This is a genomic window from Mariprofundus ferrooxydans PV-1 (assembly GCF_000153765.1).
GTDB lineage: Bacteria > Pseudomonadota > Zetaproteobacteria > Mariprofundales > Mariprofundaceae > Mariprofundus > Mariprofundus ferrooxydans.
In genome coordinates this window covers 1126399-1145162 of sequence record NZ_DS022294.1, presented here as the reverse complement: position 1 = coordinate 1145162, position 18764 = coordinate 1126399, and the positions used below count along the sequence as shown (strand labels likewise).

17 protein-coding genes and 1 other RNA gene are annotated in these 18764 nt (G+C 57.1%); 9 read left to right on the top strand and 9 right to left on the bottom strand.

Features of this window, described 5'->3' with window-relative positions; all coding sequences use genetic code 11:
- Nucleotides 1-151: 151 nt before the first annotated feature.
- From rsmD to SPV1_RS05235, 3 genes are read right to left on the bottom strand one after another with little or no spacing between them, the layout of a single operon-like run.
- Entirely contained in the window at nucleotides 152-691 is a 540-nt protein-coding gene (gene rsmD, locus SPV1_RS05245) for a 16S rRNA (guanine(966)-N(2))-methyltransferase RsmD (protein ID WP_009850086.1), read from the bottom strand.
- Nucleotides 688-2028 (bottom strand): M16 family metallopeptidase, encoded by a 1341-nt coding sequence (locus SPV1_RS05240; protein WP_009850085.1) that lies wholly within the window; start codon nucleotides 2026-2028, stop codon nucleotides 688-690. The genes rsmD and SPV1_RS05240 overlap by 4 nt, the downstream gene beginning before the upstream one ends.
- On the bottom strand, nucleotides 2025-3350 hold the full coding sequence (locus tag SPV1_RS05235) for a M16 family metallopeptidase (RefSeq protein ID WP_009850084.1): 1326 nt from the start codon (nucleotides 3348-3350) through the stop codon (nucleotides 2025-2027). The genes SPV1_RS05240 and SPV1_RS05235 overlap by 4 nt, the downstream gene beginning before the upstream one ends.
- Before the next feature lie 348 nt (nucleotides 3351-3698).
- Here SPV1_RS05235 and lipB point away from each other — a divergent pair, with 348 nt between their 5' ends.
- The 4 genes from lipB to SPV1_RS05215 all read left to right on the top strand — a co-directional run bounded on the left by lipB (nucleotide 3699) and on the right by SPV1_RS05215 (nucleotide 7352).
- The gene (lipB, locus tag SPV1_RS05230) at nucleotides 3699-4325 is read left to right on the top strand and encodes a lipoyl(octanoyl) transferase LipB (RefSeq protein WP_009850083.1); all 627 of its coding nucleotides are present in this window, start codon (nucleotides 3699-3701) and stop codon (nucleotides 4323-4325) included.
- Nucleotides 4326-4427: 102 nt separating this feature from the next.
- Entirely contained in the window at nucleotides 4428-4610 is a 183-nt protein-coding gene (locus SPV1_RS05225; RefSeq protein WP_009850082.1) for a hypothetical protein, read from the top strand.
- Nucleotides 4611-4761: 151 nt separating this feature from the next.
- A complete protein-coding gene (locus tag SPV1_RS05220; RefSeq protein ID WP_009850081.1) occupies nucleotides 4762-5859 on the top strand; it encodes a GNAT family N-acetyltransferase/peptidase C39 family protein in 1098 nt (365 codons plus the stop codon).
- Nucleotides 5859-7352, top strand: a complete 1494-nt coding sequence (locus SPV1_RS05215) for a RimK family protein (RefSeq protein WP_009850080.1) — start codon at nucleotides 5859-5861, stop codon at nucleotides 7350-7352. Before SPV1_RS05220 ends, SPV1_RS05215 begins: the two co-directional genes overlap by 1 nt.
- Here SPV1_RS05215 and SPV1_RS05210 read toward each other — a convergent pair whose 3' ends face one another.
- The 6 genes from SPV1_RS05210 to SPV1_RS05190 all read right to left on the bottom strand — a co-directional run bounded on the left by SPV1_RS05210 (nucleotide 7353) and on the right by SPV1_RS05190 (nucleotide 15327).
- Nucleotides 7353-8450 carry a M14 family metallopeptidase gene (locus SPV1_RS05210; RefSeq protein WP_009850079.1) on the bottom strand — a complete coding sequence of 366 codons (1098 nt, stop codon included), beginning with the start codon at nucleotides 8448-8450 and terminating at the stop codon, nucleotides 7353-7355.
- Between the two features lie 69 nt (nucleotides 8451-8519).
- Nucleotides 8520-9320: an RMD1 family protein gene (locus SPV1_RS05205; protein WP_009850078.1), complete on the bottom strand. Its 801-nt coding sequence runs from the start codon at nucleotides 9318-9320 to the stop codon at nucleotides 8520-8522.
- 111 nt (nucleotides 9321-9431) lie between these two features.
- A complete protein-coding gene (gene nhaD, locus SPV1_RS05200) occupies nucleotides 9432-10838 on the bottom strand; it encodes a sodium:proton antiporter NhaD (RefSeq protein ID WP_018294971.1) in 1407 nt (468 codons plus the stop codon).
- Nucleotides 10839-11190: 352 nt separating this feature from the next.
- Nucleotides 11191-13011: a DNA helicase RecQ gene (recQ, locus tag SPV1_RS05195; protein WP_009850076.1), complete on the bottom strand. Its 1821-nt coding sequence runs from the start codon at nucleotides 13009-13011 to the stop codon at nucleotides 11191-11193.
- A gap of 89 nt (nucleotides 13012-13100) precedes the next feature.
- Nucleotides 13101-13268 (bottom strand): hypothetical protein, encoded by a 168-nt coding sequence (locus SPV1_RS14495; protein ID WP_009850074.1) that lies wholly within the window; start codon nucleotides 13266-13268, stop codon nucleotides 13101-13103.
- Nucleotides 13261-15327 carry a M3 family metallopeptidase gene (locus SPV1_RS05190; protein ID WP_009850073.1) on the bottom strand — a complete coding sequence of 689 codons (2067 nt, stop codon included), beginning with the start codon at nucleotides 15325-15327 and terminating at the stop codon, nucleotides 13261-13263. Before SPV1_RS05190 ends, SPV1_RS14495 begins: the two co-directional genes overlap by 8 nt.
- Nucleotides 15328-15471: 144 nt before the next feature.
- Between SPV1_RS05190 and rnpB the strand changes: the two genes are divergently transcribed.
- The 5 genes from rnpB to SPV1_RS05170 all read left to right on the top strand — a co-directional run bounded on the left by rnpB (nucleotide 15472) and on the right by SPV1_RS05170 (nucleotide 18738).
- Nucleotides 15472-15831, top strand: an RNA gene (rnpB, locus tag SPV1_RS13925) — RNase P RNA component class A.
- A 108-nt stretch (nucleotides 15832-15939) separates the two neighbouring features.
- Nucleotides 15940-16455 carry a ClpXP protease specificity-enhancing factor SspB gene (locus SPV1_RS05185; protein ID WP_009850072.1) on the top strand — a complete coding sequence of 172 codons (516 nt, stop codon included), beginning with the start codon at nucleotides 15940-15942 and terminating at the stop codon, nucleotides 16453-16455.
- Entirely contained in the window at nucleotides 16455-17456 is a 1002-nt protein-coding gene (locus SPV1_RS05180; RefSeq protein WP_009850071.1) for a hypothetical protein, read from the top strand. The genes SPV1_RS05185 and SPV1_RS05180 overlap by 1 nt, the downstream gene beginning before the upstream one ends.
- Nucleotides 17453-18019, top strand: a complete 567-nt coding sequence (locus SPV1_RS05175; RefSeq protein WP_009850070.1) for a CDP-alcohol phosphatidyltransferase family protein — start codon at nucleotides 17453-17455, stop codon at nucleotides 18017-18019. Before SPV1_RS05180 ends, SPV1_RS05175 begins: the two co-directional genes overlap by 4 nt.
- Entirely contained in the window at nucleotides 18019-18738 is a 720-nt protein-coding gene (locus SPV1_RS05170; protein ID WP_009850069.1) for a hypothetical protein, read from the top strand. The genes SPV1_RS05175 and SPV1_RS05170 overlap by 1 nt, the downstream gene beginning before the upstream one ends.
- Nucleotides 18739-18764: the final 26 nt, after the last annotated feature.

Below are 18764 nucleotides of genomic sequence, written 5' to 3'. Positions count from 1 at the left end.
TCTGGTGGCAACAGGAGCCTGGTTCGTTGGCGGAGAAATAGCAGGGATTTGTGATGATACTTGCGCTGGTTTGGATTGAAGAACAGCTGAATGTCCGATTGTGGCCCGGACTAACAGGATGGGCCGAACAGAGTCAGTGGGATCGCCGTATTTATACTTCTGAGCGGGAGAGGAAGTGCAGGGTGGTGTCGCCGTAGCGGCGGGACTGCTCGCAGAGCCAGCCGGCAGGCCATTGCGGTTCGACGCGGGCCGACTCTTCAATGACCAACCGATCACAGCCGATCTTTTTCTGATCCAGCCACTGCGGCAGTTGTTCACAGAAGCCCTGTTTATAGGGCGGGTCGGCAAAGATCAGGTCAAAATGCTGACCGGAGAGCTGCGTTAGCGCCCGCTCCACGTCGTTCGTATAAATCTGCCACGCATCGCTCAGGCGCCATTCGGCGCAGATCAGCTCCATGTTGCGGGTAGCACGCCGCTGCTGCTCGATGGAGATCACCGAGGCCGCGCCGCGGGAGAGTGACTCCAGTGCCATGACGCCGGAGCCGGCGAACAGATCAAGAACACGCATACCGTCCACATCAGCCAGAATATTGAACAGCGCCTGACGCACCTTGGCCGGCGTGGGCCGCAAGCCGGGCAGATCGGGTACGCTCAGCCCCCGCCCGCGCAGCTCTCCGGCCGTGATTCTCATTTGCTGTGCGCGGAACTTTTGCCTGTAGCGCCGTCCAGATTGGCGCCGACCCGAACCCGGTTCCATTCAGCCGGTTTCAGATAAAGTGCCGCCTGTGCCTTGACCTGAGCCAGCGTGACTGCATTTACATGCGCGGTCCATGTGGCCAGATAATCCAGCGGTAGATTATAGAGGCCGATCATTGAAATCAGCCCTACGCGCTCACGATTGGAATCCATACGCTGGGCGAAGCTGCCGCTGAGGTTGTCTTTGCTGGCCTGTAGTTGTGCTTTGGTGATACCGCCTGAAGCCATCTCCTGCATGACCTTGCGTACCACTGCTTCGGCCTGCGCCGCCTGATCGCCTTTTGTCTGCAGGCTGATAATAAACGGACCCGGTGCCGCCAGCGGGATAAAGTAGGAGTAGACGCCGTAGACCAACCCGCGCTTTTCACGCACCTCTTCCATCAGGCGTGAGGCAAAACCGCCACCGCCGAGAATATGATTGAGCACAAAGTCGGGGAAAAAGTGCGCATCGCTTCGGGCAGGACCCTGACGCAGCAATTGCACCAGTGTCTGGCTGGTCGGCAGTTGCACATCAACACTTTTTCCCGCCACCGGAGGTGCTGTGGCAATATCCATCAGGCTGTGCTCGGGCTTACCACGCCAGCCGGACAGTCGGGCTTTGAGCAGCGGTAGTAGCTCGGCCATGGTGATGTCGCCACTGACTGCCAGCACGGCGCCTTCCGGCTTGATCTGTTGCCGGTACAGGGTTTTCAGGTCGGGGATGCTGATGGCGGCCAGTGAGGTGGCGGTGCCGCCGGTGCGATGACCGTAGGGGTGATTGCCGAAGAGCAGGGTTGCCGCAGCCGTGGCTGCCTGTGCGCCCGGATCTTCAAGATCCTTGCGGGCTGCGGCGATGGAATCCTGCTGTATGATAGTGAATCGTTTTTTATCCCAGCCGGGCATAAGCAGTGCTTCGGCGAAGGCATCGAGCCCCGGCTTCAGAGCCTCTTTTAGCGTGGTCAGGGAGAGGCTCAAGCCATCACGGTCGGCACCGGCGCCGAGATGGATGGCATCGGCATCAAGCAGATCGGCCCATGCCCGATGATTGTGGCGGGCTGTGTGATCGCCCAGCATATCTGCCAGCAGGGAAGCCGTGCCGGCCTTGCCCGGTGCATCGAAGCGGCTACCGGCCACAACAGAGAGCTGCATTGAAACCATCGGTACGTTGTGCGCCTCCATCAGCAGCACGCGCAGCCCGTTGTCCATGCGCGCCTCCTGAATGGGTGGGACGGCATCGGCAGTACGGACGAAAGAGAGTATGAGTAACAGTGGCAGGATCAGATAGCGCTTCATGATTTCACCTCCGGAACCAGAATGCCCGTGGTGGAGCGATCCCGTTTCAGCCAGCGTGCTACCGCGGCCTGCACATCAGCCGCAGTGACATTGCTGATCGCCTTGAGCCAGTCGTCACGATGCTCGGCTCCGATACCGGAAACCTCCATGCGTCCGATCTCCTTGGCCCGCAGGTAGAGTGAATCCTGGGCGAATACCTCTGAGGCAATCATATTGCGTTTGGCTGCGGCAAGCGGAGCTGCGGCAACAGGGTGCGTTGCCATATCGCCGAGCAGAGCCCAGAGCGATTTCTCAAAGGCGGCGGTGGTCTGTTTCGGACCGAGCATGCCGTAGACATACCACAAATCCAGCCCCATGCCGAACGGGTCATAGCCGGCTCCGGCCGAGAAGGCCCGGCGCTGTTCGTCAACCAGTTCACGCTGCAGCCGTGCACTGCGCCCGCCTGACAGAATCTGGGTGGCAACAGCCAGAGCCGCCACGCTCTTGTCATTCTTGCCCGGCTGCCAGACCGGTACCGGAATGGTGACCGCCAGCATAGGCAGCTGTGCGGGCAGTTTTACCACAATGCGTTTGGGGCCGTACGGTTCAGGCTCTACCGGATTAAAGCGGGTGCCGACCGGACGGGCCTTGATGCGACCGAATGTTGCGGCTACGGTTTTTTTGACCTGATCAAAATCGACATCGCCTACGACGACGACGGTGGCGTTGCCGGGCACATAGTGTTTTTTATAAAAAGCGCGCACATCCTGGATGGTCAGCTTCTTTAAATCCTGCATCCAGCCGATGACCGGGTTGCGATAAGGGTGCAGGCGCAGGGATACGGCCGAGAGCTCTTCGAACATATGGCTGTTCGGATCATCGTCGGTGCGCATGCGCCGCTCTTCCATAATAACGCGAATCTCTTTCTGAAAGTCCTTGTCGCGCAGCGCCAGGTTGGCGAAACGCTCGGATTCCATACCCAGCACTTCATTGACCCGGGCTGCGGGTACGGTTTCAAAGTAGGCGGTATAATCGGTGGTGGTGAAGGCATTATCATTACCGCCCATGGCGGCGATACGTTTGGAATATTCGCCCGCCGCCAGCTTTTTCGAGCCCTTGAACATCATATGTTCGAACACATGCGCCAGCCCTGTCTTGCCGGGCACTTCATCGCGTCCGCCGACCTTCAGCCAGACCTGCACCATCGCCACAGGTGCCGAGTGGTCTTCCTCTACAATCAATTTGACGCCGTTCTTAAATGTAGCTTCCTGCAGTTCGGTAGCAGTGGCCGCTACCGGGATGCTGATGAGTAACATCAGCAGGGTGAATACTCTCATGGACATGCACAACTCCGGTAAAACAGGATTCGGCCGGGATGATGCGGCAATGCACGGCGACTGGCAAACCCCGCTGTCATGCAGGTTTTACCCCTTGTGCGAGTGCGTTAATGTGGTTATCTGCACACGCATGTGGCCATGCATGCGGGCTGGGCAGAATATGGCCGCCGTCAGGAGCAGAAACGGTAGTTGGTTCTTCCGTTCTCTCTGGCGACATACAGGCTGCCTGCCTTGCTTTTATATATGTCACGATATTGTTCTAAACAGACCGTTATTCCAGCCCTGAGCTGCTTTTTGCAGAAGGCTGTGGTCGGTATGGATGCACAGGCCAGACGATCCGCATAGAGTGTGGCGATGCATGTGATTCGTCATCAGCAACAGGAGTATCCGGAATCGGTGGCCGAACAGGAGCAACTGGTTGCTGCCGTGCTCTCCGGAGCTGTGCCGCCGAGCCTGATTCTGACCGAGCATCCGCCGGTCTATACCATCGGCACCTCAGGCAGCGAAACTGATATATTGATGCGGCATGTGGACGGGGATCAGATTGCCGTGCATCCCACCGGTCGCGGCGGTGAGGTGACCTATCATGGCCCGGGCCAGCTGCTCTGTTATGTTATTGCTGATTTAAGGCGTGAGCCGGACCTGCACAGGCATGTCTGGCGGCTGGAGGAGATGGTGATCCGCACGCTGGCGGATTTCGGCGTGCAGGCGGAGCGGGATGCGCGCGGCATCGGCGTATGGGTGAACGGCCTGAAGATCGCTGCCGCTGGCGTGCGCTGCCGCAAGTGGATCAGCTTTCATGGTATCGCCCTGAATCACAGGCCGAATCTGAAGCACTTTTCCGGCATTGTGCCCTGCGGCATGCAGGATCAGCCGGTGACCTCCATGCAGAAGTTGGGGCTGGATGTGTCGCGGGAAGCGTTGGAATCGACGCTGATCGGCCACTGCAACACCCTGTTTGACCCTCTCGGCCGCACCTGAGAAGAGAGTCTGTCACAGAGATGTCATTGAGCTGACATGTGACTGACGCATTTGGATATAGGTTGCCTGATGCGACGGATAGCCGTCGCTAAGGAGCAGACAATGACAACACTGGAGACCAAGACAGAGCGCTTTGAGCTGATGAAGTGGATTAGTGAGCGTAACGCACACATTCCAATGTCCGATCTGGCATTCCTGATGGGGATCTCTGCTTTCGAAGATCAGCACGATGAGGCGGAGCCGTCGATCAGCAGTACACAGGAGCGGGAAGCAGCCCTCTGTTAATCGGACATCCCGCCCGAAAGAAGATCATTACTTCACACATATTCTTACATCTGCGCCCGGTCGCAATACCGGGGCTCATCGACTGCTGATTGACGGCTGAGCTGCGCAGTTTCAGCCTGCTGGCAATGCAATGTATAAGCGATCTCCTGCCATGATCCGGGCTGCCACGCTGGCCGATATTCCGGCGCTGGTATCGCTTGAACAACGCTGTTTTGCGACCGATCGTCTCTCCGCCCGCAGCTTTCGTCATCTGCTGACACGAGGCCATGCCTCGCTATTTGTATTTGATATGCAAGCCGAGCTGCAGGGTTATGTGCTGGTGCTGTTCCATCAGAATACTTCTATGGCGCGACTCTATTCGCTGGCTGTGGCTCCCGAAGGCCGGGGCAAGGGCACAGGTGCCGCGCTGATTGCTGCATGCGAGCAGGATGCGCTGGAGCACGGCGTGGTGTCGATGCGTCTGGAAGTGCACATCAATAATGCTGGCGCAATTGATCTCTATCATCGATTGGGCTATCGCGATTTTGATGTGTTTCCGGACTATTATGAAGATCATGCGGCGGCGCTGCGTATGGAAAAACCGCTGGCGCCCAATCTGGCGCCGGATCTGAGTCCTGTGCCCTATTATGGCCAGACGCTCGAGTTTACCTGCGGCCCGGCCAGCCTGATGATGGCCATGAAGTCGCTGCATCCGCAGTTGGAGCTTTCCCGACGTCTGGAGCTGAGAATATGGCGTGAGGCTACCAGTATCTTTATGACCTCCGGTCATGGCGGTTGTAGCCCTTATGGTCTGGCGTTGTCGGCATTTCATCGCGGCCTGCACGCCGAACTGTTTGCTCCCTGTGATGCGGTCATGTTTATTGATTCGGTACGTAATGAAGAGAAGCGCGAGGTAATTCGCATTGTGCAGGAAGATTTTCTGCAGGAGATCCACCGCCTCGGCGTGCCGATGCATGAGCGTCATCTCTCCCTGCCGGAGATGGAGCAGCAGTTCCGGCGCGGCGCAATCCCGGTGGTGCTGATCAGCGCTTACCGGCTTACCGGCGACAAGTCACCACATTGGGTGGTAGTCAGCGGTTTCGACAGGCGATTTATCTATATTCACGAGCCCTATGTGGATACGGCGGAGGGGCAGTCCGAAACGACATGCTTCGGTATCCCGGTTGCTCACAAGGAATTTGAGCGCATGCGCTTCTACGGCTCCCGCCGTCAATATGCCACACTGCTGCTGTCGAAAGGAGAGCCATAATGTCAGTCCGTCATACTGTAGTGGTCGATCGCCTGAAAGACTGGAAATGGGATATCGAAGGCCTGGAGCTCATTTCTGCCAATGACTACCTGACCCGCCAGTCAGTCGTGCAAAAGCGACCGATGCGCATTATTAACCTGTGCCGTCACTACACATATCTGAGTGGAGGCTACTACTGCTCGTTGTTGGCGGAGGCCCGCAATGACATTCCGATGCCGACTGTCGCCGATATTGTCGACCTGTCTCGCCGCAGTCTCTATGCCTTCTCCCTGCCCGATCTGGAGCGCGTGCTCGAGCAGATCATCAGACGTCTGGCCGTGCCGCCGGAGGGGTCATTCGAGCTGTATATCTTTTTCGGTCACTGCGATGATCCGCGCTTTCGCAGGCTGGCTGCCGAAGTGTTCGATCTCTTCCGGTACCCACTGTTGAAATTAAGCGTGGGGCATGGGAAGAGGGGGCGGATGATCCGCTCGATCAGGCCTATGGGCTTGCATCAGGTTACGGCCACTCTGGGCGATTTTTTCGAGGCCAGTCTGCGCAGTTATGCGCGGGTACCGCGACGCAAACGCAGTGGCGGTCGCAAGCCGGCGATTTATGATCTGGCCATCCTCTATAACCCGAACGAGCAGCTGCCGCCATCGGATATGGAGGCACTGGAACGCTTTATCCGGGCGGGCAAGGGCCTGCGTGTGGATGTTGAACTGATTCAGAAAAAGGATTTCAGCCGTTTGACCGAATTCGATGCATTGCTGTTGCGCGAAACCACGGCCATTGATAATCACACATTCCGTTTTGCCCGCAAGGCCGAGGCAGAAGGGATGCCGGTCATGGATGACCCGAAGTCGATCATCCGCTGTACCAACAAGGTCTATATGTGGGAGCGCTTGTCGGCGAAAGATCTGCCGACCCCCAAAACCATCCCGCTCAATCGACTGCGCTTTGATGAGCAGGTTGTGCGCCAACTTGAAGAGCAGCTGGGCTATCCGATGATCCTGAAAATACCGGACGGCTCTTTTTCACGCGGTATGTTCAAAGCTGACAACCGCGGCAAGGTGATGGAGGCGGCCAAAGCGCTGTTCGCGCGCTCGCGCATCATTCTGGCCCAGGAGTTTATGTACACCTCGTATGACTGGCGCATTGGTATCCTGGCCGGCAAGCCCATCTTTGCCTGCCAGTATAAACAGTCGCGCGGCCACTGGCAGATCGTCAATCATAAGGCGGACGGCTCGACGATTGCCGGCGGCTTCACCACGATGCGCGTCGAGGATGCGCCGGCCGAGGTGGTTGATCTTGCACTCAAGGCTGCCGCCCTGATCGGTAACGGGCTATACGGCGTTGATCTGAAGCAGAATGAGCGGGGCGTATTCGTTATCGAGATCAATGATAACCCCAACCTGGATCACGGTGTTGAGGATAAAGTACTCAAGGGCGAGCTTTATGACACCATTATCAACGAGTTTATCCGCCGCATCGAGGCCATACGCACGGGGTGATTATTTACAGGCAAGCCCGGCAAGGGCCTGCTCTATACATTCGCGACTGCGCGCCAGCACCATCCGTTGCCACTTTTGTGTGGCAGGGTAGAAGTGGTTGCGAATGGCCTGCTTGATGTCGCGGGTGCGGGGGGCATGCCACTCCACGTCGGGCTGTGCATGCAGCCAGTGATCGGCGCGCAGTGCCTGCATCATCTGCTCGAACGGGAACGTGCCGAATTCCAGAGCGATAAATACCAGCGGTTCGCCGATAAGATGCATCCAGCCGTAGTCCGATAAACCGTGCTTGGCGACCGAGACTGAGGTGCCGAGCGCCGGCTCCGTGACTGAATCGCCATACCAGTTTCTGGCCAGGCGTACACCGGTTGAAGCGGGTGGATGATCGCAGATCGGCTCGCCATATCCGAACGGGCCGATGCCGGTATGAAAATCGAGCAGTGCCACGCGCTTGCGCCGGCTCAACCGGAAGTCGGCAATAATCCGTTCACTGGTGATGCGTGACCAGCAGGGCTTGGTGCCGCCGTAAAAGAGGCCGTGCGGATAGTCATACTGGCCGCCGGAGAGTGCCCTCTCATAGGCCTGCTTGCCATGGGCTTCACGCCAGGTCGACAGGCGCAGATCGCATTGCTGTATGGTCGCTGTACCGAGCGAGGCAGGTACAATGGCATCTGCCAGTTCATCGTAACCTTCATTGACCGGCAACAGGTGAGAGAAATCGATGTAGTTGCGATTGAGGTCGACACCCTCTTCAGTGACGCGCCTGAGCCAGGCAAAGCCGTGCGGATTGATCGCATGCACGAGCAATACCGCGACGTTATCCGGCAACAGATGATGAGAGAGAAAATCGATCTGGGCGGCCGAGCCGCAAAAGCCTTCGACGCCGTGGGTGGCTGAGAGCAGTACCAGCACCGTTTCGGCGTCGGAATCTCCCAGCCATGCCAGATCCGTCGCCAGCGCCTCACCTTCCGGCCCTGTCAGCGGGTGATCATGGGTGGTGATGTGTGCGCCGGCCTGCTTTGCCGCAGTTAAAAATGCCGCACGTGCCTGCCGGTAATCCACAGCAAAGGCACTCAAATCCGATGTGGTTACAGATGCCATTTTATTCACCCCGAAAGATGCTGGATCAAGACTCGTCCGCAGGCAACCTGCATCAGGCGGGCAACCAGCCTATGTTAGCATATGGCGTACCCACAGTTCGTAAACGGTGAGCATAATCTCTACAACAATCAGGATGACGATATACCATTCGACGCGGTGGGAGCGTCTGTTCTGTAACAGGTCCAGTAGTGTCTCGGCGGTTTTGGAGACCAGATCAAGCTTCCGTTCCAGCGCCCTGTGCCGCTCCGCCAGCTCATACTCCTCGGCCATGCGCAGATAGAGCCGTTCGTACTGGGGCTCATCCCACAACAGCTCAGGCTTTTCACTGATCTCCACGCGTCCGACCATGCGTCCCTGAATCATCAGTACATCGCCGATATGGGCCAGCAGCTCGCGTCCCTTGTGCATAAACCTGCCACCATGCTGCAGATCGTGAGCCAATGGCTCGATGCGGTCGAAGCTCTTGGATACCTCCGCCTCGTAGTGCGCCATGATCACGCTCTTGGCCAGCACGCTGGCCACAATCTGCAGGCGAGGCAGGTTGAATTCGTCCAGTGTTATACAGTCATTGCCAGCATGTTCCTGCATGCTGGAAGTCAGGCAGAGGGTGATCTCTTCAGCTTCGTAATGTTCAAAGGGGGCGGTGACGCAGTGCTCCATGGCTTTGAGAAAGGACATCTCCTCAATAGCGCTCATGCCGAATAGCACGACTACGCCGTAACGGAACAGCACCGCTGCTCCGTGGCTGCCTGCGCTGACAATCAGCGGGCTGGTTTCCACCTGTCGGGCCTGCTCCAGGGCCTTAAGGTCCAGTCGTTGTCCGATGTAGAGTGCGCGGCCGATGAGTTTCTGTGGATTGCCTAATGGCATCTGTAATCCCCTGTGCAAAGCTGATCAGTAGTACGGCAGATCATACACTCGGGCGGGTTTGTTAAGGAAGCCCTGCCTGGCGGCGGCAGAGGCCATTTACCAATGGGCGCCTTAAAATTCCATCCCGGTCAGCCAGTAATGGGTTGCGATAGAGGAGATATAACCGAGCAGTACGGCCCAGCTCCATTTCAGGTGCTCAAAGAAGGTATAGGTGCCGCGCGCCTGCCCCATCAGGGCAACACCGGCAGCAGAGCCGATGGAGAGCAGAGAGCCGCCGACACCCGCTGTCAGCGTTACCAGCAGCCACTGGTTCACGCTCATATCCGGCGACATACTCAGCACCGCAAACATGACCGGAATATTGTCAACGATGGCTGACATGATGCCGACCAGGATATTCGCCCAGCTCGCGCCGAGTTGATCATACATCAGGTGCGAGGTGAGATTCAGGTAACCCAGTGCACCGAGCCCGCCCACGCAGAGAATGACGCCATAGAAAAACATCAGCGTATCCCATTCGGAACGTTGCAATTGGTGGTAGATGTCAAATGGTGCGGCCGCGGGTGATCCGTCCAACTGGGTTTTTCCTGAAAAAGAGTCATCGTATTCGGCGATGCTGGCTCTCTTCAGTTTGTAGCCATACAGCTTTAAAAAGCCGAGGCCGGTCATCATGCCGAGCATTGACGGCAGATGGAGCAGGCTGTGAAACAGAACCGCCAGAACAATGGTGGCCAGGAACATGACTATAATGATGAAGCCGCCTCGTTTCACAAACACCTTTTCACTGACGCTGGCCGGTATGGCGTCAGGCAGGAACATCACCATGATGGCTGCAGGTACAAGCCAGTTGACCAGTGATGGCAGAAACAGCGCAAAAAATTCCTGAAACTGAACAGCGCCGTTTTGCCAGACCATCAGCGTGGTAATATCACCAAACGGACTGAACGCGCCGCCCGCATTGGCGGCAACGACAATGTTGATACAGCCAAGCGTCACGAATTTCGTATTGTCTCTGGCAACGGCCATGACAACGGCAGCCATCACCAGTGCCGTAGTCAGATTGTCGGCAATCGGAGAGATCAGGAAGGCCAGCATGCCTGTCAGCCAGAAAATCGCCTTCAGCGAGAGTCCCTTTGAGACCAGGTAGCCCCTGAGTGCAGCAAATACATTGCGCTCTTCCATCGTATTTACATAGGTCATGGCGGAAAGCAGGAACAGCAATAGTTCGGCATATTCCAGAATATTGTGCTGAACCAGCGAATGAGCACTGGTTACATCACCGTGAGCATTAAAGGCGAGAGCAACCAGCACCCAGATGATGCCAGCGGCTACCATGACCGGCTTTGACTTGCGCAGGTTCAGCGCCTCTTCACCAATCACCAGAGCATAGGCAAAGACAAACAGAATCAGCGCTGATATGCCAAACCAGGTTGTTGTGAAGTCCACAGTCGAGGGGACGGCATCCGCAGATGCAAGTGCCGCAGAGGGCAGCAGCAGAGCGGTAAGTAACAGTATCATTCGGTGCATATTCATCCCTTTTGCAATATCAGAGAACAATGGTGTAGTGAAAAGAACAATATTACAAGCAAGTATCATGCCCGCAGGGTCACAGTAATGCTGTGGCCATGACGATGGCAGGCACCTCCGTTGTCCTGCATATCAAATTCAGTCGGTCGAAAAAACTGACATAAGCGATTTGCGGAAGCGGGCCGGGGTGTCTATTCCGAAACGGGAAGAGAAAGGGGCGTTAAGAAAACGCATTCACAGGAGAGGCTCGTAAGCAAGGGAAGGGGGAGCGCTATCCTTTTTGCGTAGAAAAAATGAGGGGCCATCCTTTAGTCGTGTGAGCCTCAGTTACCGGAGCGCAGAGTCAGGCTGAGTTGCGGATTTCGTTCAGGAATGTTTCGCCGTAGCGGGCCAGTTTCGCTTCACCAACGCCGGAGATGTCCAGCAACTGGCTCGGTGTTTGCGGTTGGGCGCTGGCCATTTGGCTCAGTGTTTTATCTGGAAAAATAACGTATGGCGGCACGTTCTGCTCTTTGGCCAGGCGTGCTCTCAGGGCGCGCAGCGCTTCGAACAGCGTTTGTTCCTCGCCCGTGAGGTTTGATGCGGCGGTGAACTTTGTTTTCTTCGTTCGAGTTGATGCGGGTTTGCTTAAACGACGCAGGCGGACACTCTCCGCGCAGTCGCGCTTGAGCAGCGGCCACGCTTTTTGCGTCAGCTTGAGCACCCCGTATCCTTCTGCATCGGCCACCAGATAGCCGTGCGCTATCAGTTGACGGAAGATGCCTCGCCACTCCGCACCGCTGTGCTCACCGCCAATGGCAAAGGTGGAGAGCTTGTCGTGATCGTTGTGTTTGATGCGCTCACTGCTTTTGCCGGTCAGCACATCAATGACATATTGCGCGCCGAAGCGCTCGCCTGTGCGGTAGACGCAGGAGAGTACTTTCTGAGCGGCGATGGTGGCATCCCATGTTTCCGGCGGACTCAAACAGTTGTCACAGTTGCCGCATGGTTCTGCCAGTGTTTCATCGAAATAGGCCAGCAACGCCTGTCGCCTGCACCCTGTCAGCTCACACAGGCCCAGCATGGCATCGGTTTTCTGCAGCATCACGCGCTTGAACTGCTCATCGGCATCGCTCTTCTCGATGAACAGACGCAGGTTGATCACGTCCTGCAGGCCGTAGCTCATCCATGCATCGGAGGGGAGGCCGTCGCGCCCGGCACGGCCGGTCTCCTGATAATAGGATTCGATATTTTTCGGCAGGTTCATATGTGCGACAAAACGCACATCCGGCTTGTCGATGCCCATGCCGAAGGCGATGGTGGCGACAATAATCAGGCCGTCTTCGCGCAGGAAGCGCTGCTGATGGCGGCTACGCACCTCCTGAGCCAGGCCGGCGTGGTAGGGGAGCGCCGTACGCCCCTTTTCATTCAGCCACTCCGCCGTGGCCTCGACATTTTTGCGGCTCAGACAGTAGACGATGCCGGCATCATTGGCATGGTTATCACTCAGAAAATGCCACAGCGCATCGCGCCCGTTACCGGCCTCGCTGATGGCATAATGGATATTGGGGCGATCAAAGCTGTTTACGAATATCCCGGCCTGATGCAGTGCCAGCTGATGGATAATCTCGCCGCGGGTGCGTGCGTCGGCGGTGGCGGTGAGGGCAATGCGCGGCACCTCGGGGTAGCGCTCATGCAGCATCGAGAGCTGCTGATACTCCTTGCGGAAATCGTGCCCCCATTGGGATACGCAGTGCGCCTCATCAATGGCAAACAGGGAGATCTTGCAGCGATCGAGCATGTTTAACATCTGATGGTTCAGCAGGCGCTCCGGCGCCATATAGAGCAGATCCAGCTGACCGCTGCGCAGCTTATCCTCAACCTCGCGCTGCTCACCGGCATTGAGGGTGGAGTTGAGAAAGGCGGCGCTGACACCGAGCTGTTTGAGTGCGTCCACCTGATCCTGCATCAGTGCAATCAGCGGCGATATTACAATGGCCGTGCCGCTGCGGATCAGCGCAGGAATCTGGTAACAGATAGACTTGCCGCCACCGGTCGGCATCAATGTCAGTACATCCTGCCCGTTTATCAGCGCATCGATAATGTCCGCCTGATGATGTCTGAAGTCATCATAGCCGAATGTTGCTTTCAGGATGTGACGCGCCTGATCTGTAGAGGTTTGCATAAAAGCGGATTATCCACACTGATGCAGATGCCGCTACAGAAACGCTGCCGTGCCGGCGCTGTCAGCTGTATTTGGTTCTGTGAGGCTATTTAGAACGGCTGCGGGGTGAACAAGTGGCCGAGCAGGGCAAACAGAACAGAGCCGATGATCCACAGAATGAAAAAGGCGGGGATCGAGGCGATAGCCCACTTGACCATGAAGAACACCATAGACAGGAACGGCATTCTGATATCGGTGATGGTGACGTGATTATCCATGTGAATCTCCTTGTGCAGTCAGGCCGGAGTGGCGCAGCAGCGCTTCGACCGTTGGTTTGCGACCGCGGAATGCGGTAAATGCGTCCATGATGTTGCTGCTGCCGCCGATAGAGAGGATATGTCCGCGAAAGCGCGCGGCGGTAGCGGTGTTGAGGATGCCCTCTTCCTCGAAGGCGGCAAATGCGTCGGCGGAGAGCAGTTCGGCCCACTTGTAGGAGTAGTAACCCGCCGCATAGCCGCCGGCAAAGATATGTGAGAAGCTGTTTTCAAAGCGGTTGAATGCAGGAGGTTTCAGTACTGCCACCTCATCGCGTACCTGATCGATCAGATCATGCACGGATTCCTCGCCTGTCGGGTCAAAGTCGCTGTGCAGCAGCATGTCGAACAGGGAAAACTCCACCTGCCTGAGCATCTGCATGCCGCTCTGGAAGTTTTTAGCTGCCAGCATGCGGTTAAACAGCGCATCCGGCATCGTTTCCCCTGTTTCATAGTGACGGGCGAAGAGGTCAACCACCTCTTTTTCCCAGCAGAAGTTCTCCATAAACTGGCTGGGCAACTCGACCGCATCCCACGGGACGCCGCGGATGCCCGATACGCCCAGCTCCGAAACCTTCGTCAGCATATGATGCAGGCCGTGGCCGAATTCGTGGAACAGCGTGGTTACCTCATCATGCGTCCACAATGCCGGTTTATCGCCGACCGGGGCATCGAAGTTGCATACGAGATAAGCTACCGGCAGTTGTAGTTGCCCATCCGGTCGCTGCCAGCGGGTGACACACTCATCCATCCATGCGCCGCCGCGTTTGTGCGCTCGCGCATAGGGATCGAGATAGAAGGCGGCGATCTGCTGATTGTCGGTGTCGAACAGCTCATAGTAGTGTACATTCGCATGCCAGCGTGGCACCGACTCATTGGGGCGAATGGCAATGCCGTAGAGCCTCTCAACCAGGCCGAACATGCCGTTGATCACACTCTGCTCGGGAAAGTAGGGCTTCAGCTCCTCCTGTGATACGGCAAACGTCTTCAGGCGCAGCCGCTCGGAGACAAATGCAATATCCCACGCCTTGAGCTCGCTCAGGCCGAGTTCATCCTCGGCAAAATCCTGCAGGGCTTCCAGATCCTGTCTGGCGAAGGCTTTAGATTTTTCCGCCAGTTCGCGCAGGAATGCAGTGACCTCCTTCACGCTGCCAGCCATTTTTGTGGCCAGTGAGTATTCCCCGTAGTTATTGAATCCGAGCAGCGTCGCAGCCTCCGCCTTGAGCGACAGCGTTTCACGGATGAGCGGGCCGTTATCTAATTCACCTGCCGATGCGCGGGTTACATATGCGGTATAGATCTGTTGGCGCAAGCCGCTGTTCTCGGCATATTGCATGAACGGAATGTAGGAGGGCGCATCCAGCGTGATTAACCAGCCATCCTTGCCTTGCTGTTCGGCACGCTGAGCCGCCGCTGCAGCTACCGATTCCGGCAGGCCTGCGATATCGGCTGTGTCGGTGAGATGCAACTCGAAAGCCTGGGTTGCATCCATCACATGCTGACTGAATGTGGTGGAGAGCTCGGAGAGGCGCAGCATGATGCTCTTGAAACGTGTTCTGGACTCGCCTTCCAGCTCTGCACCGGAGAGGCGGAAGTCGCGCAATGCATGCTCCAGGACCTGCTGGCGTTCGCGGCTGAGCATGGCGAAATCAGGGCGCTCATGGATCTTGCGCATGGCTGCGTAGAGCAGCTCATTCTGGGCCAGCTCCGTATGCCATTCCGACATTTGCGCCACGCCCTGCTGATAAACGGATCGCATCTCGTCCGAATCACAGACGGCATTAAGATGGGTGACCGGCCCCCATACCCGCCCGAGCATCTCATCCATGGCCTCCAGCGGCTGCATCAGGTTCGTCCATGTCGGATCTGTCTGTGTCGTCAGGGTTACCACCTGTTGACGTGCTTCGCTCAGTGCATGTGCCAGCGCCGGTAGCACATGTTCCGGCTTGATTTTGTCAAACAGCGGTAGTTCAGTGCTGATGCTCTGGATAAGCGGGTTGTCGGGTGGGGAGAGAGTTGTCATAGGCCAGAGGCTAGATCACGCTGACAGTGACGCAAGCGGAATAGTCAGTATTCGGCGCGATTGCGCCCGCGCGAAGGCGGATAAAGTCCGGCCAAAAACAAGTACAGTGCGTTTATGCAAGAAAGTTCCTACACTGCGCAGTGCGGAGTGGCTCGGATGGTCGCGGCAGGTTTAACCTGTCGAGGAAAGTCCGGGCTGCACAGGGCAGAGCGCCGGATAACGTCCGGTGGGGGTGACCCCGGGAAAGTGCCACAGAAAACAGACCGCCGCGGCATGCCGCGGTAAGGGTGAAACGGTGCGGTAAGAGCGCACCGCCCGGTGCGGTAACGGACCGGGGCACGGTAAACCCCGCTCGCAGCAAGGCCAAATAGGGAAGCGCCAAACGTGGCCCGCGTTTGCTTCCGGGTAGGCTGCTCGAGCCTGTCAGTAATGGCAGGCCCAGATGAATGACCATCTCCCCGCTCCGGCGGGAGACAGAACCCGGCTTACAGAGCCACTCCGCATTTTATCTTCCTGCCCTTTGCCGTTAGCCTTGGGCTGCACCGGGGGTCTTATCTTGCATATTGATACATTTGGGCGATACCACCACAAATATGATGAGCAGGTCATGTCATGAGTCTGAGCTTTGCTGATGCGGCTAAGGCCAGGGAACTGCGAGAGTACTTCAACCGCTACGGACGCATTTACGTTGTCGTGGATGCTACCGGCGACGATGTGATTGTGCCGGATAACCTGAAAGGTGATCCCGCGCTGCGTTTGGTACTGAGTCTGCGCATGCCGCAGCAAATCCATATCAGGGATGACCGTCTGGATTCAGACTTTTCGTTTTCCGGCCAGGTTTTCCCCTGCCGAATCCCGATGCATACGATTTGGGCTGCCTATCAGCCGGAAGGCGAGTTGGAGCAGGGAATCATCTGGGAAGACAGTGTGCCGGAAATGATCAAAAGCATGGTGGAGGCTGCACGCGGTATGGCGGATGGTGAGAGCGAGGAGCTGGTCGGGCAGACAGAGGCAAATAACAACGAAGCTACAGCATCGCCGATGACGGTGATCGATGGTGGTGCCGGTACTGATACAGATGATGAGCCGCGTGAACGAAAAGTCAGTCATCTGCGTGTGGTGAAATAATGTATCGCCTGATATCCGGAGCGTGTTTTGCAGCGCTGTTGCTACTGGTACAACCGGCGCTGGCGGCAACTGATGCGCGGATGCAGATTCTGGTAGCGCCTGATGAGGCGAAGGGTATTACGCTGGATTTTCTGCGATCGAATATCGCACAGGCTGCGGATATGGCACTGCCCCGTCTATGGGCTCGTATTGTGCCGAAACAGGCGCAGCGTGATATTCCGACTGTAAAGGGTCTGCGTTTTCTGCAACGTGCAACGCCGGGTGATGCCGGCATTATGATAATTTTTCAGCCCCGGCGCGTATTCTCCTGGCTGAAAGATCATCATATTCCCTATATTGCCGAGCCTCCTGCATGGAACGTGACAATCAACCTGCAGAATGCAGCAGGCCGGAGCATGCCCGAGTCGGCGGCCCGGCTGCACGACATGGTTCAGGGAGAGTCGGCTCAGCTGGGTTATGTCGTCAACAGCGCCGCTCCGGCGTTGGTGCTGGACTGGCGCTGGCTGGATAGTAGTCAGGTCAGTCTGAGCGTGCGTGGTGGCACTCGTCTGGGCGAATATGCCGAAACGCGACGTCTGGCTTCCGGTGATCCGGTCCTGCAGTTGCGGCCGTGGCTGGAGGAAGTACTGCTTAAGGCGCGTGATGCCTATGTGGAACAGACAGAAGCTGCCGCGCCTGCTGTCACGCTTCCGCAACAGCATGTAGAGACAGGTGGCGAAGTCGCAGCGAGCGCGAGGCCACCGGTTGCGGAGGGTTACCTGCTGTTGAAAGTGGAGCGCCATGCATCCCTGCCTGAACAGATTCTGTTTGAGCAGGATCTGCGCCAGAATCCGCGCATCCTTGATCTCTCTCTCCGGCAGGTGAATCGCGACGGGCAGCAATATCGTTTGCATCTGAAGGGGGCGGACGATCTTTGGTTGCGTGACTGGTTTGCCCATCGCGGCATGACACTGACGCCGACGATTGAGGGCTGGGTTGCCCGGGAGATGCCTGCCCGGTGAAGCAGAAGCAGGATCGCATACTCAATATTCCCAATATTCTGACGCTGGCGCGTATCATTATCACGCCATTCATTGTTTATGCGATGCTGGAGGGGGAACCTGCCTTTGCGCTGTTGTTGATGGGGGTTGCGGGTATCACCGACATGCTTGATGGCGCGATTGCGCGCATGTTCAACCAGCGCAGCACGGTCGGCGCTTTTATGGATCCGCTGGCCGACAAGCTGATGCTGATCAGCACCATCGTCGCACTCTATTTTCTGGCGCATATACCGACCTATCTGTTTCTGGCAGTGGTCTTTCGCGATATGGTCATCGTGCTTGGTGCGACGGCCTATGAAATGGTAACGCATAAGCTGGAAATGACGCCGTTGTTTACCTCAAAAATCACTACATTCCTGCAAATTATGCTGGTGCTGTGCGTGCTGGCCAATATGGCCTGGCAGACGCCCGGGGCGATGATCCTGCAGACAGTTGTCTGGTTGACGTTTGCCTTCACTTGCATCTCCGGTATCCAGTATATGGTGCTGTGGATGCGCAAAGCCGTTCACGCGGAAAACCGCTGATGCCGGTACAGTCCCAGATGCGGCTGGCTTTGAGCCTGCCGGAGCGTTATGACTACGGCGACTGGATTCGTCATGACGGCGTTGATGAAGCCTGTGATCGTATGGCTTTATGGTGTGTGCATGGCGGTTCATTGTGGTTGCGCTCACTGGATCCGGCCGGCAAAACACATCTGCTGCGCACGCTGGCACGTGAAAGCGATAATATCGCGCTGCTGGAGGTATCGGCCCTGTCGGATCTGCCGGCATGGCAACTGGTTGAGCAGTGGATGCGTGAGCTGGAGGGCAGCTCGATGTGGATGCTGGATGTGCAGCCCGGAGTGCTTGCCGTGCCTGTTGCCCAGGCCCTGTTTCACTGCCTGGAACGGGGGCGCGATCAGCAACGGGCTGTGACGCTGGCATGGCGCGGTGATGTGACGGCACTGCCGCCGGAGCTCTCTTCACGCTTGCTGGCCATGGAGCAGTGTGTGCTGGCCCCGCCCTCGGATGATGATGCACTGCTCAATATCCTGCATAGCAGTGCCGGCCGGCTGCAGTGGGAGATCCGGCAGCAGGTATTGCAGGCGATGCTGACCTATCTGCCGCGCCAGTTGGATGTACTGATTCCGGTCTTAAGAGAGCTGGAGAGACGCTCGTTTGAGCAGCATCACCGGCCCGGTCCGGCCTGGCTCAAGCAGCAGCTGACCGATATAGCCTCAGAGTTGCATCCCCGCCTGATCTGAAATCGGCAAGAACCGGCGATTGCTTC